This is a genomic window from Nigerium massiliense (assembly GCF_000826085.1).
Taxonomy (GTDB): Bacteria; Actinomycetota; Actinomycetes; order Propionibacteriales; family Propionibacteriaceae; genus Propioniciclava; species Propioniciclava massiliense.
Map to the genome: position 1 here is coordinate 149401 of NZ_CCYM01000001.1, position 14326 is coordinate 163726.

Below are 14326 nucleotides of genomic sequence, written 5' to 3' on the forward strand. Positions count from 1 at the left end.
GATGGCGACGCTGCCGACGGTCTCGGCCCTCGTGCTGTCCATGGGCAACCGGCCCACCGAACTCGCCCGTGCCCTGGAGACGCTGCACGCCCAGACGGGCGTCGAGCTGCAGACGGTCCTCATCGGCAACGGCTGGGAGCCCGAGGGCGTCCCCGACTGGGTGGAGACGCGTCACGAGCCGGAGAACCTGGGCTGCGTGGGCGGCCGCAACGCCGCGGCCACGCTCGCGACGGGCGAGTACCTGTTCTTCTACGACGACGACGCGTTCCTGCCCAGCACGGACGTCCTGGAGCGCATGGTCGCCGCCCTGCAGGAGCCGGGCGTCGGCGTCGTCCAGCCCCGCGGGGTCGACCCCGACGGACGGCCGTCCCCGCGTCGTTGGGTGCCACGGCTGTTCACCAAGAACGCCCAGGGCGGCGACGCCGCGGTGTTCTGGGAGGCGCTGTGCATGATGCGCCGGTCGGCCTTCGAATCCGTGGGGGGCTGGCCGCCCGACTTCTTCTTCGGCCACGAGGGCGCCGACATCGCCATGCGGCTGCTCGACCGCGGCTGGCGCATTGTCTATCACCCGGAGATCGAGGTGTGCCACCCGGCCACCACCGCGGCCCGTCACGACCACTTCTACCGGCTGACCGCCCGCAACCGGGCCTGGGTCGCCCGGCGCAACCTTCCTCTGCCGCTCGCCGTCGGCTACCTCGCCGTCTGGTCGGCCGCCACGGTCGTGCGCGTCCGACGGCCGCACGCGCTGCGGGTCTGGTTCGGCGGCCTCGCCGAGGGCCTCCGCGGCCCGGTTCCCGGCGGACGCAAGCCGATCCGGTGGTCGACGGCCTGGCGGATGACCCGGCTGGGCCGTCCGCCGCTGTGGTGAGTCGCGACGCCGGCCGCCACCCGTCGCCCCCGCGCGGTGACCGGCTGACGCGCCGCCCGGTCGATCCCGCGACGCCGCGGCTGGTGGTCTGGACGGGCGTCCGCAGCCAAGCCCACGTGGCCTACGGGGCGTCCTACCTGCGGGCGCTGTTGCCCAACACGACCGGGCCGATCCGGCTCGTCGTCCTCGGGCGGGGCGGCTTCCTCGGCGTCACCGCCGTGACCGACGATGACCTGGCGCGCCTGCTGCCCCACGACCCGCGGCTCGTCCTCGAGGCTGCCGGCACCCCGAAGGCCGCGCCGGGCGAGCACCTGACCTACCTGGCCGTGGGCGCGCCCGGCATCAAGCCATGGCTGCGGCTGGCGGCCACCCACCCGGGCCGCCGTTTCGAGGTCGTCGTCACGGACGAGGGCATCGGCAGCTACGGCACCTGGCGCACCCGGCGCGACTCCTGGCGGCGCGAGGGAACCCGCGAGCCGTGGGCCACCATCCGTTCCGTGGCCGTGCGGGCCGCGCGGAAGCTGCTGACGACGAGGCCCTGGCCCCTGTACGAGCGCCACGACGGGCGCTGGTGGACGAACGAGGACGTCGCCGCGGAGTTCCGCCGCACCGCGGACGCCGGCGCCGCGAACCCCGCCGACGGAACGCGCGCCCCCACGGGCGCCACGGCGCCGGACCGGGAGGGTGGAGTGTCCGGCGACCCCGCCGGGACGCGCAGCGGCAGCCCGGTCGCGGTGTACTTGTCCCAGCCGTGGATCGAGCTCGGGGTGGTCGACGCCGCCACCTACGTGAGCCACGTCACGCGAGTCGGTCAGGCCTGCGAGCGTGCCGGATTCCGGTTCGTCGTGCGCCCCCACCCCGTCGAGGACGTGGCGCGCTACGCGGACCGAGAGGTCTGGGCCGGCTCGACGCCCGCGGAGCTCACCCCGCGCATCGCGTCCGCCGGGCTCGTCCTCGGGGCGACGAGCACCGCCCTGCTGAACCTCGCGGCGGTCCATGGTCGTCCCGCGCTGCGCGTGGCCTGCCCCGGGACCGAGACGATCGAGCGGGAGCTGAGCCGCGATCAGCGCGCGTTGTTCGACCAGTTCGTCGGTCCCTGCGTCGCCGAGGCGGACCTGGACGAGGCCATCGCCGCCCGTGGCCGGCCCAGGCTCGATCCGTCCTCACGACCGCCCGATGAATCACAGCGCAGGTAGGAGTTCCTCGCGAATCCAACCGGCCAGGGTGGTAGGCGTCGTCGTGGCGAGCGTCCGCGGCTGCTCCGCGCGGAAGTCCTCGCGGACGCCGGTGCTCATGCCCAGGAGAGCGTCGGCCATCTTCGGCGCCGCCCCAGAAGCCAGACACTGGTGACGCATCTCGTCGTCGCTGATCCTCTCCACCCGCACGTCGCGCCCCAACTCCCGGGTCAGGATGCCGGCCACCTCGTTCCACGACAGATCCTGCGGCCCGTGAACCGCTTGGACGCGGCGGCCGCGCCACCTCGGATTGAGCAGCGTGAGCGCCGCCACCTCGGCGATGTCACGCGGCGCTACCCAGGCCTGCCGCATGTCCAGGGGCAACACCGTCTCCAGATGCCCTTCGCGAAGGCCCTCGAGCCCGTAGAGCAGGTTGGTGAAGAAGTAGCCGGGTCTGAGGTGGGTGACGTCCAGGTCGAGAGCGTCGAGGGCGACCTCCGTGGCGGCGAGCCCGTCGATCTCGCCCACGCCGTGCCGCTTCTCGGCGCCGATGCTGCTCTGGAAGACGACGCGCCCGATGCTGTTGGCGGTCACAGCGTCCGTCAGCGCGCGGGTTGCCCGGGCGTAGTCGCCCAGTGGGTCGTCTGACCAGACGCTGGGATCGACCCAGTAGAGGGCGTCCACCCCGCGGGTTGCCTCCACGACCTGCGAAGAGTCAGTGGAGTCAGCCTCCACGACGTCCGCATAGTCGAGCACCGCGTGGGGGATCGCCTCCGGATGCCGAGCCAACAGCATGGGGCGCACCCCTGCACGAATAAGCATGGAGGTGAGGTGCCGTCCGACATGACCCATCGGAGTCGTGACCGCGATCCGCATTCGGCTGTTCCTTTCGTCGAGTCCCGACCAGGAACGCTAGCCGCAGAGGCGGCCCGATCTCGTCCTCATCGGGGTTCGGGCCTTGTGGGCGCTCGCTCAGGGCTGTTTGGGGCCGAACTCGGTGGAGTTGCCACGGGCGAAGTCTGTCCACGAGCCGCGTGGCCCGTAGCCGCCTTGGCGCCACCGTTCGGTGCGGACGCGTTCGTCGTGAGCTTCCCAGGCAGCGTCTCGTGTCTCGTTCGAGGCCTCATCAGCGCGGGGTTTGACGAGCCCTTTGAGCTTGTCGAAGAACGTCGGTGTCACGATGGCTCCTTCGGCTAGGGGGCCTGCATGACGTCATTGTGCCCTCAGCCTGGACAGTTTGGCCCGAGTTGACCGTGGACCTTCACGCCGCGGCGTGACAGCCCGTTTGCGGTGCTTGTTCGACCAGCGCCGCGCCCGCTCGCTTCGTACCTAGGTGCCCAGGAGGCTCAGGACCGGCTGGCTGAGGGCCTTTCCCAGGGTTTCGTGTTGGTCGGCGTCCAGGTGCACCCCGTCGACCTTGCTGAGGCCGGTGACGGTGTTGGCGTCGAAGAAGGCGCAGCCCAGCTCGACGCACACCTCACGGTATGCGTCGGCCAGCCCGTGGGCCTTGTTCTGGGCGCCCTCGAACTTGGGTCCGATCGGTCCGCGGGGACGATCGAACATGGGGGAGCGATCACCAGGACGGGCGGCCCGGGCATGCCGGGCGCGACCGGGGCTTGCCGGATCGCCTGCACTACCGCCTTGATGCCGTGGGCCGAGTGCCAGGCGTTGTGTGGGTGCATCGATTGGAAGTCGTTCGTGCCCAGCATCACCACCACCAACGCTAGGGGCGAGTGCGCCTCCATGACCTGACCGATTCCGACCAGACCGTTGCGGCCCGGCTTGTAGGGATCGTCGAAAACCGTCCGGCGTCCGTTGAGACAGTCCTCGATCACGCGCACGTGGGCGTCGCAGTTATTCATCTCCGCTTCCAGCACCCCGGGCCACCGCTGCTCGAACGGCAGCCGGCGACGCGTGCCCGGGATGATGCCTCAGGTCAGCGAGTCGGCGTACACGAGCACGCTTCGCAGCAGGCTGAACGTCTCACGGTGCTGGTCGGTTATCGCGCGGCCTGGTGGCGGGGTCATGCGCTCATCCTCAGCTACCCACCCCGGACAACGGAACCCTCATGGCGGTCAGGATGGTCCGTCAGTTGTGAGCAACGCGCCCTAGCCGGACGCTCCCCCGCCTCGGCGACCCAGGCGTCCTCGCCCGCGCGACTCGTCGGCGGACCCGACGGCGTCCGTGGACCGCTCCCGCTTCGGCGACAATCGCCAAGCGGCGAGGGCCGCCACAGCGGCGGCGCCCGCCACGAGGGGCAGCGTCCCCCACCAGAGCAGGTCGGGAAACCTCGGGCCGAGGCCCTGCAGTCGTCCGGTCCCCAGGTCGCCGCGGCTCAGCGCCGACGCGAGCAGCCACACCACCGCGGTCACCAGCCCCGCGAGGGCGGCCTGCCACGACCAGGACTTCGGGTCGGGCGCGCTCCCGGCCCGGCGACGCGAGCGGACGAACCACGCGCCCACGGCGACGCCGGCCAGCAGCCCCACCGCGGTCCAGGACCAGGCGGCCGGCGTGCCGGCGGCCGGGACGGCCCCGAGCAGCGGGATCGCCGGCAGCAACCCCACGGTCGTCGCGCCGGGCGTCACGATCGCGCCCGCGCCGAGCCCGAGGCCGGCGCCGAGGACGTACGACCCGGCCCACAGCACGACCGTGGGCAGCCACGCCAGCAGGCAGACGATCATTAAGACGACGCCCACCGGGTTGGGGGCGAGGGCGCCGGTCAGGGCGTTCACGCGGGGCCAGTTCACGATCACGCCGACGGCCACCGCGGCGAGCGAGCCCGCGGTGAGCACCGCCAGCCCGAGCCCCGCCGCTCGCGGCAGGCTCCGCGCCCAGCCGGGGAGGCGTCCGGTCAGATCGACGCCGCGGGCGCGGGCCGACGCCAGGAAGGACGCCAGCGCCGACACCAGGAACGCGCCGACCACGCTGCGGGCCGCCTGGGTGGGGCTGCCGACCAGCGTCGCGAGCAGCAGGGTGCCGAGGGTGTAGACGCCAGTCACCGCGCCGCTCAGCAGCGCGGCGGAGCGGAGCCGCGCGCGCTGGCCGTCGCCGTCGGCAGGCGGCATCTGCGTGGCAGCGTAGGTGGTCGCGAACGCGATCGCGACGCCCAGCACCGCCGTCGCGCCGAGGGGCACGATGCCGATCGTCACGTCCCCGACGCGCGCCGGCACCCCGTGCAGCAGCAGCCAGAACTGGTTGATGGCATCGAGCACGGTGGTGAGCGCCAGGTGGGTGGCCGACAGCCACGCCACCACGATCGGGACGCCCACGAGCAGCCAGCCGAACAGCACCGAGCAGATCGAGCCCAGCACGGCCGCGGCCAGCCACGGCAGATACGGCAGCCGCGACAGACGGCCGTCCTCGAGGCGGTCCTCGCTCGGCGAGGAGACGGTGAGGCTGACCGGGTCCGGCCGCCGGGAAACAAGCTTGGGCATGATGCCCATCATGCTTGCGCACCCCGCATGCCCTCGGCTGCGGACACGCCCGCCGTTGCTAAAGTCGGCCGGGCACCCCGGGACTTCCCCACCGGGACGCGGCCGTCTTCGCGACCGCGCACCCCGCCGAAGCGACCAGGGCCCCGACCGGCGAGAGGATGTTCATGAACGACGACGAACTGCGTGGCCAGCGGCCGTCCGACGCCAGCCCTGGCCCGTCCGGCGGCTCCTGGTCGGCGTCCGGCCCCGCCCGTCCGCGTGGCGAGGGCGTGCCGCCCGAGCCCGCGTTGCCCGCCGCGGACGGGCAACCCCGCGGCCGTCGCTACCGCGAGGACTCCCTCCCTGAGGACTGGACGCCGCCGCTGCCCCGCCGCTCCGCCGCGAGCCCCTCCGGGACGGCCGAGGCGTCCCCGCTCACCCCCGCCGATGCGCCCGTCGGCGCCTCCGCCGCGGGCCGTACCGCCTCGGCCGGGACCCGCCGCACGCGTTGGTGGTGGCTGCTGGGCCTGGTCTTGGTGCTGGTCTTGGCGCTGGTCGGCGCCGCCGTGCTCTTCGGCTTCCGACCCGGGAACCCGCCCGCGCCCGCCTCGTCGCCGGCCCCGAGCGCCACGCCCGACCCCGTCGAGGCGGCGCTCGTCACGCCGGGCGCCCTGACCGGCCTGGGCTCCGGATGGAGCGTCGTCACCGAGGACGCCGCGGCCGGCGGCACCGACGCCGCACAGCCGCTGTGCCTGGCCGCGGACGACGCAACCCCCCAGCCCGAACGGGTCGCCGAGCGCCGGCTGACCCGGGCGACCGCGGGGGCGACCGCGCTGCACCGCATCGCCACCTACCCCGACGAGACCGCCGCGCACAGCGCCTACGCCGCCGCCCGCGCCCGGCTCGGCACCTGCCCCGGCGCCTACCTCTCCCAGGGGATCAGCGCCACGGGGGCGGCCGACGAGGTGGCGGGCGTCACGGCGTCCGTCGAGCAGGCGACGCCCCAGGGGCACACCGTCCTGGTGGCACGCACCGGCCGTTTCTTGGACGTCCTCGACGTTGCCCAGGACGGGGCCGCCCCGAAGCCGGCCGCGGCGTTGGCCGTCCTGACCGACTCGCTGCGCGCCCAGTGCAGCGATGCCTCGGGTGCGTGCCCGTCCTCACCCGCGCTGGCGATGAGCGAGCTGCCGCCCACCGGCGATCCCGCGGGCTGGCTGGTGGCCGGGGACATCCCGCGCATCCGACCGGACGCCGGCGTCTGGCGCGGCGCCGACCAGCCCTCGCTGCGGCTGACCGGGAGCCAGTGCGAGGTCGTCGACCTCAACCACGTCCCCGGCGCGACCGGGCGCCATCGCACCTACCTGCTCGAGGACGACCCCCAGGCGCCGCGGGGCTTCGGCGTGGACGAAGCGGTCTACGACTTCGCGAGCCCGGCCGCGGCGCTGGCGTTCTCCCGGCAGGTCGCGGCCAACCTCACCGACTGCGCCCAGCGCACCGGGACGGCCACCGTCCGCCAGACGTACGCCTCACCGTCCCCGGCGTCCGGGGCCACCTTCGTGGTCGACCAGCAGGTCAGCGCCTCCGCCACAGCCCGCTTCCGCGTCACCGTGGTGTCGCGCGGCGACAAGGCGGTCTTCCTGCTGGCCAACCCCGAGAAGTCCTTCGACTTCAGCGACGCGTCGTTCAACGCCGTGGCGAAGCGGGCCGGCGAACGGCTCGCGCAGCTGAGCTGAACCGGCGTCAGCGGCTCAGCCGGCGGACGATCTCGCGGACCAGCTCGGCGGTCTCGCTGAGCGTCTTGCCCACCTTCACGCCGGCGGCCTCGAGGGCCTCCTTCTTGGCGGCGGCGGTGCCGGACGAGCCGGACACGATCGCGCCCGCGTGTCCCATCGTCTTGCCTTCCGGGGCGGTGAATCCCGCCACGTAGGCGATGACCGGCTTGGTCACGTGCTCCTTGATGTAGGCAGCCGCCCGCTCCTCCGCGTCGCCGCCGATCTCGCCGATCATCACGATCGCGTCGGTCTCTTCGTCGGCCTCGAACGCCTCGAGGCAGTCGATGTGCGTCGTGCCGATGACCGGGTCGCCTCCGATCCCGACGGCGGTCGAGAAGCCGATGTCGCCCAGCTCGTACATCATCTGGTAGGTCAGGGTGCCCGACTTCGACACCAGGCCGATGTGTCCGGCGCGCGCGATGTTCGGCGGGATGATGCCGACGTTGGAGCGTCCGGGCGAGATCAGGCCGGGGCAGTTCGGCCCGATGAGCCGCACCCCCTTGTCCTGGGCGGCCGCGAAGAACTCGGCGGTGTCCTTCACCGGGATCCCCTCGGTGATGCACACGATGAGTTCCACGCCGGCGTCGATGGCGTCCATGACGGCCGCCTTGGTGTGCGGCGCGGGCACGAAGATCACCGACACGGTCGCGCCGGTCGCGTGCTTGGCCTCCCGGACGGTGTTGAAGACCGGGATCGGGTCTTCCTCGAACGTGATGCTCTGCCCGCCCTTGCCGGGCGTGACCCCCGCGACCACGCGGGTGCCGAACATGACCATGCGCTGGGTGTGCTTGCGCCCCTCGCTGCCGGTCATGCCCTGGACGATGACCTTCGACTTGTGGTTGAGCCAGATCGCCATCGGGCTTACTTCCCTTCCATGGCCGCGCTGGCCAGTTCTGCGGCCTTCCGGGCCGCGCCGTCCATGGTCTTCTCCACCGTGACCAGCGGGTGGTCGTATTCGTCCAGGATCTCCAGCCCCACCTCGACCGCGTTCCCGTCCAGACGGACGACGATCGGCTTGGACGCCTTGTTCCCGAGTTGCTGCAGCGCGCCGCGGATGCCCTTGGCCACCTCGGAGCACGCGGTGATGCCGCCGAACACGTTGACGAACACCACCTCCACCTGCGGGTCGGAGAGGATGATGTCGAGGCCGTCGGCCATCACCTGGGCTGACGCGCCCCCGCCGATGTCGAGGAAGTTGGCCGGGGTCGGCGAGCCCGGAAGGTCACTGCCCGCGTAGGCGACCACGTCCAGCGTGCTCATCACGAGCCCGGCGCCGTTGCCGATGATGCCGACCTGGCCGTCCAGCTTGACGTAGTTGAGGTGCTTGGCGCGGGCCCGCAGCTCCAGCGGGTCGTCCTGGGAGTCGTCGCGCCACTGGTCCCACTCGGGGTGCCGGAACGCGGCGTTGTCGTCGAGGGTGACCTTGCCGTCGAGGGCGACGATGCGGCCGTCGCTGGTGCGCACCAGGGGGTTCACCTCGACAAGCGTGGCGTCCGACTCGGCGTAGGTCTTGCCCAGCAGCGTGAGGACGCGGGCGGCCTCGTCGCGGTCATCGGGCGAGAAGCCCGTCTCGGTGACGATGCGGTCGGCGGCGTCCGCGTCGAGCCCGGCCCGCGGGTCGATCGGGACGCGCACCAGCGCGTCCGGCCGCTCCTCGGCGAGCGTCTCGATCTCGACGCCGCCCTCGAGGCTGCACATCGCGAGGTAACGGCGGTTGGCCCGGTCGAGCAGAAGCGAGAAGTAGTACTCCTCGTCGATGTCGGCGCCCTCGGTGACCATGACCTTCTTGACGACGTGGCCCTTGATGTCGAGGCCCAGGATCTCCTTGGCCCTCTGCTCGGCCTCCTCGGGCGAATGCGCCAGCTTCACGCCGCCGGCCTTGCCGCGGCCGCCGGTCTTGACCTGGGCCTTTACCACCACGACGTCGGTGCCGAGCTTCTCGGCGGCCTCGCGCGCCTCCTTGGGGGTGGTGGCCACCAACCCGCGCAGGACCGGGACGTCCTTGCTCTCGAACAGGTCCCGCGCCTGATACTCGTACAGATCCATGCCTTCTCCGTCCGCTGCCTCGGCGCTCGCGTCGTTGTCAGGGGCTCTCTCGTTGGCCCCTCCACGGTGACACGAGACTAACGGCTCCGCCTCACCGCGCAAACCCGGCGACGCCCGCCGACCGGGCGTGCACTCCGGGTCACCCGGGTGGGCACTTGGCAACTTCCAAACTCTTTTCTAAGAATCGTTCAGGAAATGCTAACCTGATGTTCAGTTCTTCCCGGCGAGTCGCGTGACCGACCAACACGGCGCCGTCGGGGCATCCCTGACCAGGAAGGCATCGTGGCACCCGTGGGACACGAGCACAGTAACTCCACCACCCCCGCGCGGCGTGTCCGCGTCGCGCTGCTGGGGCTGACCGCCGCCGCCGTCGTCGGCGCCTCCGGCCTCGTCACACCGTCCGTCTCACCCGCGGCACGCGCCTCGGGGCTCCAGTTCGCGGACTCGCCGGCCACCGCGGCCAGCGCGGGGCCGGGCGCCGAGCTCAACCGCGTCGCGGCGCTGAACCAGCCCGTCGCTGAACGGCCCGCGCCCGCCGCCGAACTGACCGCGTCCGACATGACCGACGCCCTCGCGGCGCGCGAGGCTGAGCTGAGCAGCCGCTCCACCCAGATCAAGGCCGAGGCCGAGCGGCAGGCGAAAGCGGGCGTCTTCCTGCGCCCCACCGCCGGCGAGCTCGGGTCGACGTACGGCCCCCGCCGGCACCCGATCCTGGGCTACGTCCGGCTGCACGCCGGCTGGGACATCGGCGGCACGTGCGGCCAGCCCATCTACGCCGCCCTTCCCGGCACCGTGACGATCGCCACGCAGGCCGGCCAGTCCGGCAACTACCTTCGCGTCGACCACGGCACCGTCAACGGCCACAAGCTGGAGACCAGCTACCAGCACATGCAGGGCTTCGCCGTGAAGGCCGGCCAGAAGGTCGCGCGAGGACAAGCCCTCGGCAGCGTCGGCAATACCGGCCTGTCCACCGCCTGCCACCTGCACTTCGGCGTCATCAAGGACGGCGCCAACGCCGACCCCGCGGGGTACCTCAAGGGCTGAGAAGCGGCTCCGCCCAGAGGCGGAGGGGACGACTCGCGGGCTGAGGCCGGCGGGCTCCACTCAGAGCTTCTCCATCGGGGCGTGCTTGACGGACATGATCTTCACGCCGTCGGACCCGAAGTCGACCTTCGCCTTCAAGGTGTCGCCCGCACCGGTCGTCTCCACGACGGTGCCCATGCCGAACTTCGTGTGCAGCACCCGGTCGCCCACCGCCACCGACGCCACCCGCGGACCACTGGTGGCCGGCTTGCCGCCGAACCCCACGGTCTGTCGCCAGGACGTCTCAGTGCGCATCCGGGCGCTGTTGCCCCAGCCGCCGGTTGCCGCGCCCAGCCGTCGCCAGTCGATCAACCGGGCCGGGATCTCGTCGATGAACCGGCTCGCCGGGTTGTACTGGGGCTGCCCCCACATCACCCGGACGGTCGCCCGCGTCAGGTAGAGCCGACGCCGCGCCCGCGTGATGCCCACGTAGGCCAGCCGGCGCTCCTCCTCCAGCTCCTTGGGGTCGGTCATCGCGCGCATGTGCGGGAAGATGCCGTCCTCGAAGCCCGTCAGGAAGACGACCGGGAACTCCAGGCCCTTCGCGGTGTGCAACGTCATCAGCGTGACGACCCCGCCGTCGGACGCGGCGTCCGGGATCTGATCGGAGTCGGCCACCAGCGCGATCCGCTCCAGGAACGCGCCGAGCGAGTCGTCGGGCTCGGGGGATCCGGCGGCCAGCGCCGACCCGTCGGCGTCCTCGGGCTGCTCGGCCGGGTTGTCGGTCACCGAGTAGGCCTGGGTGACGTCCTGGGTGTGCGCCGCCGCGACGAACTCACCGGCCACGCTGACGAACTCGATGAGGTTCTCCAGCCGGGTCTGATCCTGCGGGTCGTTGGACGCCGACAACTCGCCGATGTAGCCCGACTCGTTCAGGATGCTGGTGAGGACGCGATCGGCGCTCTCCCCCTCGGTGACCATCGCCCGGTGTTTCGCCATGAGGTCGGCGAAGCCGTGCAGTTGCTTGGCCGACCGGGACGCCAGCCCCGCCACCTCGTCGAGCCGCTCGAGCGCCGCGCTGAACGGGATGCGTTCCGACGCGGCGAACGCCTCGACGCACGCCTCGGCCCGGTCGCCGATGCCGCGCTTGGGAACGTTCACGATGCGCCGCACCGACACGTCGTCGGCCGGGTTCGCGATGGCGCGCAGGTAGGCGATCGCGTCGCGGATCTCCTTGCGCTCGTAGAAGCGCACCCCGCCGACCACCTTGTACGGCATGCCCACCCGGATGAACACCTCCTCGAACGCGCGTGACTGGGCGTTCGTCCGGTAGAACACCGCGACGTCGGACGGTTTGACGTCGCCGGCGTCGACGAGCCGGTCGATCTCGTCGGCGACGAACTGCGCCTCGTCGTGCTCGGTGTCCGCGACGTAGCCCACGATCAGCTCGCCCTCCCCCGAATCCGACCACAGTTGCTTCGCGGGCCGGTTGGGGTTGCGGGTGATCACCGCGTTCGCGGCCGACAGGATCGTCTGCGTCGAGCGGTAATTCTGTTCCAGCAGGATCGTCTCGGCGCCCGGGAAGTCGGACTCGAAATCGAGGATGTTGCGGATCGTGGCGCCGCGGAACGCGTAGATGGACTGGTCGGAGTCGCCCACGACCATCAGCTCGGGCGGGTCGGCGACAGGCGCCCCGTCGGGCCCGTCGAACACCCCGCACAGCTCGCGGATCAGCGCGTACTGGGCGTGGTTCGTGTCCTGGTACTCGTCGACGAGCACCTGACGGAACCGCCGCCGGTACCGCTCGCGGACGTCGGGGAACGCCTGGAACAGGTGCACGGTCGTCATGATCAGGTCGTCGAAGTCGAGCGCGTTCGCCGACACCAACCGTCGCTGGTACTCGGCGTAGGCCTCCGCGTAGACCTGCTCGGCGCCGCTGGTGTGCTCGTGGCCCGCCGTCTCGTGGTCGACGAGCTCGTTCTTCCAATTCGAGACGGCGTTCATCACCGCCCGCACCGGGAACCGCTTCGGGTCGAGGTTGAGGTCGCGCACCACCAACGACATCAGCCGCTTGGAGTCGGTGTCGTCGTAGATCGAGAAGTTCTTGTGCAGCCCGAAGCGGTCGATGTCGGCGCGCAGGATGCGCACGCACGCCGAGTGGAACGTCGAGACCCACATCAGCCGGGCCCGGTTGCCGACCAACTCGGTGACACGGTGCCGCATCTCGGCGGCCGCCTTGTTGGTGAAGGTGATGGCCAGCACGGAGCCGGGGTGGACGTTGCGCTCGCTCAGCAGATAGGCGATGCGCCGGGTGAGCACCCGGGTCTTCCCGGAGCCCGCGCCGGCGACGACCAGGACGGGGCTCCCCGCGTGCACGACAGCGTCGCGCTGCGGTGGGTTGAGCCCCTCGAGGATCTCCTGTCCCTTCGGACGCCGCGCGCGCCGCTCCTGCTCGGCCGGGCGATCGCCCGGCACCTCCCCGCGGGCCGTCCCGGTGGCGGTGTCGACCTGCCCGCCGGACGCCGTCCCCGCGGGCTCGCCGGGCTGCGCGGCCCCGGCGCGTTGCCGCGCCCGCAGGACACGGTCAGCCGCCCGGCCGCCGGAGGCGGGGGTCGGATCGGGGTCGAAGCCGCTGAAGAGGTCGGGGAATAGGGAGTCGTCCATCGCATCGACCAGCCTATTCCACCCCTCCGACACTTCCCGGCCAGGCCGGCCGGGTGCCGCCGCAGAGCCGGATCGTTACAGTGGGCGGCATGGCATCGCGTCCGCGACCTCAGTCGCCCGTCACCCTGCGCTCGTTGGCCACGCTCGGCGCCGTCGCCTTGCTCGGGGCCCAACTGGCCGTGATCGCCGGTCTGGGCGTCATCGACCACGGCCGCAAGAAGCACCGCAGGCATCGCCCCTTCCCGACCGCGCCGCCCACCAGCGTGACCGTGGCCGACGGCGATGTGACGGTCTACACCAAGGGCAGCGACCTGTACGACGCCATGCTCGACACCATCCGGTCGGCCGAGCACACGATCTACTTCGAGACGTACCTGTGGAAGGCCGACGACGTCGGGCAGAAGTTCAAGGACGCGCTCACGGAGGCCGCGCACCGCGGAGTGAACGTCTATCTCGCCTACGACGTCTTCGGCAACCTCGTCGTCCGACCCGACTTCTACCGCTTCGACCCGGCGATCCACGTCCTGCGCCACCAGCCGTGGACCGGCATCGCGAGTCCGCTGACGTGGCGCAGTCCCGGGCTCAACCACCGAAAGCTCCTGATCGCCGACGACAAGGTCGCCTACGTCGGCGGCTACAACATCGGCGATCTGTACGCGACGCGGTGGCGCGATACCCACGCCCGCATCACCGGGTCGCCGGCGCTGGATCTCGCGAACGTCTTCGTGGATTACTGGAACCAGTCGCGAAAGAAGCACCACCCCGTGCTCGAGTCGCCGGGCGGCCGGGAATGGTACACACCCCTTCGGGTGATGCGGAATGTGCCCAGCACCGGGGTTTATCCGATCAGATACGGCTATCTGGAAGCGTTCGATCGCGCCACCGACAACATTTGGATGACGCACGCCTATCTGATTCCCGACGACGACATCACGCTCGCGCTGATCGAGGCCGCGCAGCGCGGGGTCGACGTCCGCATCATCGTCCCCGCGGAATCGAACCACATCGTGGCCGACTGGCTGTCCCGCGGGTTCTACGACCTCCTTCTCCGCAACGGTGTGCGGCTGTTCCTCTACCAAGGCGCGATGGTGCACGCCAAGACGGCCACCATCGACGGGGTCTGGTCGACCATCGGAACCGCGAATATCGACCGGCTGAGCCTGGTCGGCAATTACGAGGTGAATGTCGAGATCATCGACCACGACCTGGCGAGCGAATTGGAGAAGATCTTCGCCATGGACAGCGGGAACTGCGTCGAACTCAGCCGGGAGGAATGGGGCGGGCGCTCGGTCGTCACCAAGATTTCCGAGGCAGTTCTCGTCCCGCTGCGACCCTTGCTCTAACGAAGTCCGCATATTTTCCGCC

General features: G+C 71.4%; 12 protein-coding genes. 5 read left to right on the top strand and 7 right to left on the bottom strand.

Annotated features, from left to right (window positions below):
* Position 1 precedes the first annotated feature (1 nt).
* Together BN1187_RS00730 and BN1187_RS00735 are read left to right on the top strand one after the other, a co-directional pair.
* Positions 2–868 (top strand): glycosyltransferase family 2 protein, encoded by an 867-nt coding sequence (locus tag BN1187_RS00730; RefSeq protein WP_040157649.1) that lies wholly within the window; start codon positions 2–4, stop codon positions 866–868.
* The gene (locus tag BN1187_RS00735) at positions 865–2064 is read left to right on the top strand and encodes a hypothetical protein (RefSeq protein ID WP_147675035.1); all 1200 of its coding nucleotides are present in this window, start codon (positions 865–867) and stop codon (positions 2062–2064) included. Before BN1187_RS00730 ends, BN1187_RS00735 begins: the two co-directional genes overlap by 4 nt.
* On the opposite strand, the gene BN1187_RS00740 is transcribed toward BN1187_RS00735, so the two are convergent.
* From BN1187_RS00740 to BN1187_RS00755, 4 genes are all read right to left on the bottom strand, one after another.
* Positions 2050–2919 (bottom strand): NAD(P)H-binding protein, encoded by an 870-nt coding sequence (locus BN1187_RS00740; RefSeq protein WP_040157655.1) that lies wholly within the window; start codon positions 2917–2919, stop codon positions 2050–2052. The genes BN1187_RS00735 and BN1187_RS00740 overlap by 15 nt on opposite strands.
* A 96-nt stretch (positions 2920–3015) precedes the next feature.
* Positions 3016–3222: a hypothetical protein gene (locus BN1187_RS00745; RefSeq protein ID WP_040157658.1), complete on the bottom strand. Its 207-nt coding sequence runs from the start codon at positions 3220–3222 to the stop codon at positions 3016–3018.
* Between the two features lie 150 nt (positions 3223–3372).
* A complete protein-coding gene (locus tag BN1187_RS14525; RefSeq protein ID WP_218184533.1) occupies positions 3373–3606 on the bottom strand; it encodes an SGNH/GDSL hydrolase family protein in 234 nt (77 codons plus the stop codon).
* Between the two features lie 545 nt (positions 3607–4151).
* Positions 4152–5477 carry a cell division protein PerM gene (locus BN1187_RS00755; protein WP_147675036.1) on the bottom strand — a complete coding sequence of 442 codons (1326 nt, stop codon included), beginning with the start codon at positions 5475–5477 and terminating at the stop codon, positions 4152–4154.
* 164 nt (positions 5478–5641) lie between these two features.
* Between BN1187_RS00755 and BN1187_RS00760 the strand changes: the two genes are divergently transcribed.
* Positions 5642–7189 carry a hypothetical protein gene (locus BN1187_RS00760; protein WP_040157662.1) on the top strand — a complete coding sequence of 516 codons (1548 nt, stop codon included), beginning with the start codon at positions 5642–5644 and terminating at the stop codon, positions 7187–7189.
* Positions 7190–7196: 7 nt separating this feature from the next.
* On the opposite strand, the gene sucD is transcribed toward BN1187_RS00760, so the two are convergent.
* A complete protein-coding gene (gene sucD, locus BN1187_RS00765; protein WP_040157664.1) occupies positions 7197–8084 on the bottom strand; it encodes a succinate--CoA ligase subunit alpha in 888 nt (295 codons plus the stop codon).
* A gap of 5 nt (positions 8085–8089) precedes the next feature.
* On the bottom strand, positions 8090–9274 hold the full coding sequence (gene sucC / locus BN1187_RS00770) for an ADP-forming succinate--CoA ligase subunit beta (RefSeq protein ID WP_040157665.1): 1185 nt from the start codon (positions 9272–9274) through the stop codon (positions 8090–8092).
* Between the two features lie 291 nt (positions 9275–9565).
* On the opposite strand from sucC, the gene BN1187_RS00775 reads away from it, so the two are divergent.
* Positions 9566–10318: a M23 family metallopeptidase gene (locus tag BN1187_RS00775; RefSeq protein ID WP_052462119.1), complete on the top strand. Its 753-nt coding sequence runs from the start codon at positions 9566–9568 to the stop codon at positions 10316–10318.
* 60 nt (positions 10319–10378) lie between these two features.
* On the opposite strand, the gene BN1187_RS00780 is transcribed toward BN1187_RS00775, so the two are convergent.
* Entirely contained in the window at positions 10379–12961 is a 2583-nt protein-coding gene (locus tag BN1187_RS00780; RefSeq protein ID WP_082034422.1) for a UvrD-helicase domain-containing protein, read from the bottom strand.
* Between the two features lie 89 nt (positions 12962–13050).
* Between BN1187_RS00780 and BN1187_RS00785 the strand changes: the two genes are divergently transcribed.
* Positions 13051–14304: a phospholipase D-like domain-containing protein gene (locus tag BN1187_RS00785; RefSeq protein ID WP_040157668.1), complete on the top strand. Its 1254-nt coding sequence runs from the start codon at positions 13051–13053 to the stop codon at positions 14302–14304.
* The last annotated feature ends 22 nt before the right edge of the window (positions 14305–14326 follow it).

Coding starts and splice junctions, on each gene's coding strand:
- BN1187_RS00730 (WP_040157649.1), top strand. CDS start 2: ATGGCGACGCTGCCGACGGTCTCGGCCCTCGTGCTGTCCATGGGCAAC.
- BN1187_RS00740 (WP_040157655.1), bottom strand. CDS start 2,919: ATGCGGATCGCGGTCACGACTCCGATGGGTCATGTCGGACGGCACCTC.
- BN1187_RS14525 (WP_218184533.1), bottom strand. CDS start 3,606: ATGTTCGATCGTCCCCGCGGACCGATCGGACCCAAGTTCGAGGGCGCC.
- BN1187_RS00755 (WP_147675036.1), bottom strand. CDS start 5,477: ATGCCCAAGCTTGTTTCCCGGCGGCCGGACCCGGTCAGCCTCACCGTC.
- BN1187_RS00760 (WP_040157662.1), top strand. CDS start 5,642: ATGAACGACGACGAACTGCGTGGCCAGCGGCCGTCCGACGCCAGCCCT.
- sucD (WP_040157664.1), bottom strand. CDS start 8,084: ATGGCGATCTGGCTCAACCACAAGTCGAAGGTCATCGTCCAGGGCATG.
- sucC (WP_040157665.1), bottom strand. CDS start 9,274: ATGGATCTGTACGAGTATCAGGCGCGGGACCTGTTCGAGAGCAAGGAC.
- BN1187_RS00780 (WP_082034422.1), bottom strand. CDS start 12,961: ATGGACGACTCCCTATTCCCCGACCTCTTCAGCGGCTTCGACCCCGAT.
- BN1187_RS00785 (WP_040157668.1), top strand. CDS start 13,051: ATGGCATCGCGTCCGCGACCTCAGTCGCCCGTCACCCTGCGCTCGTTG.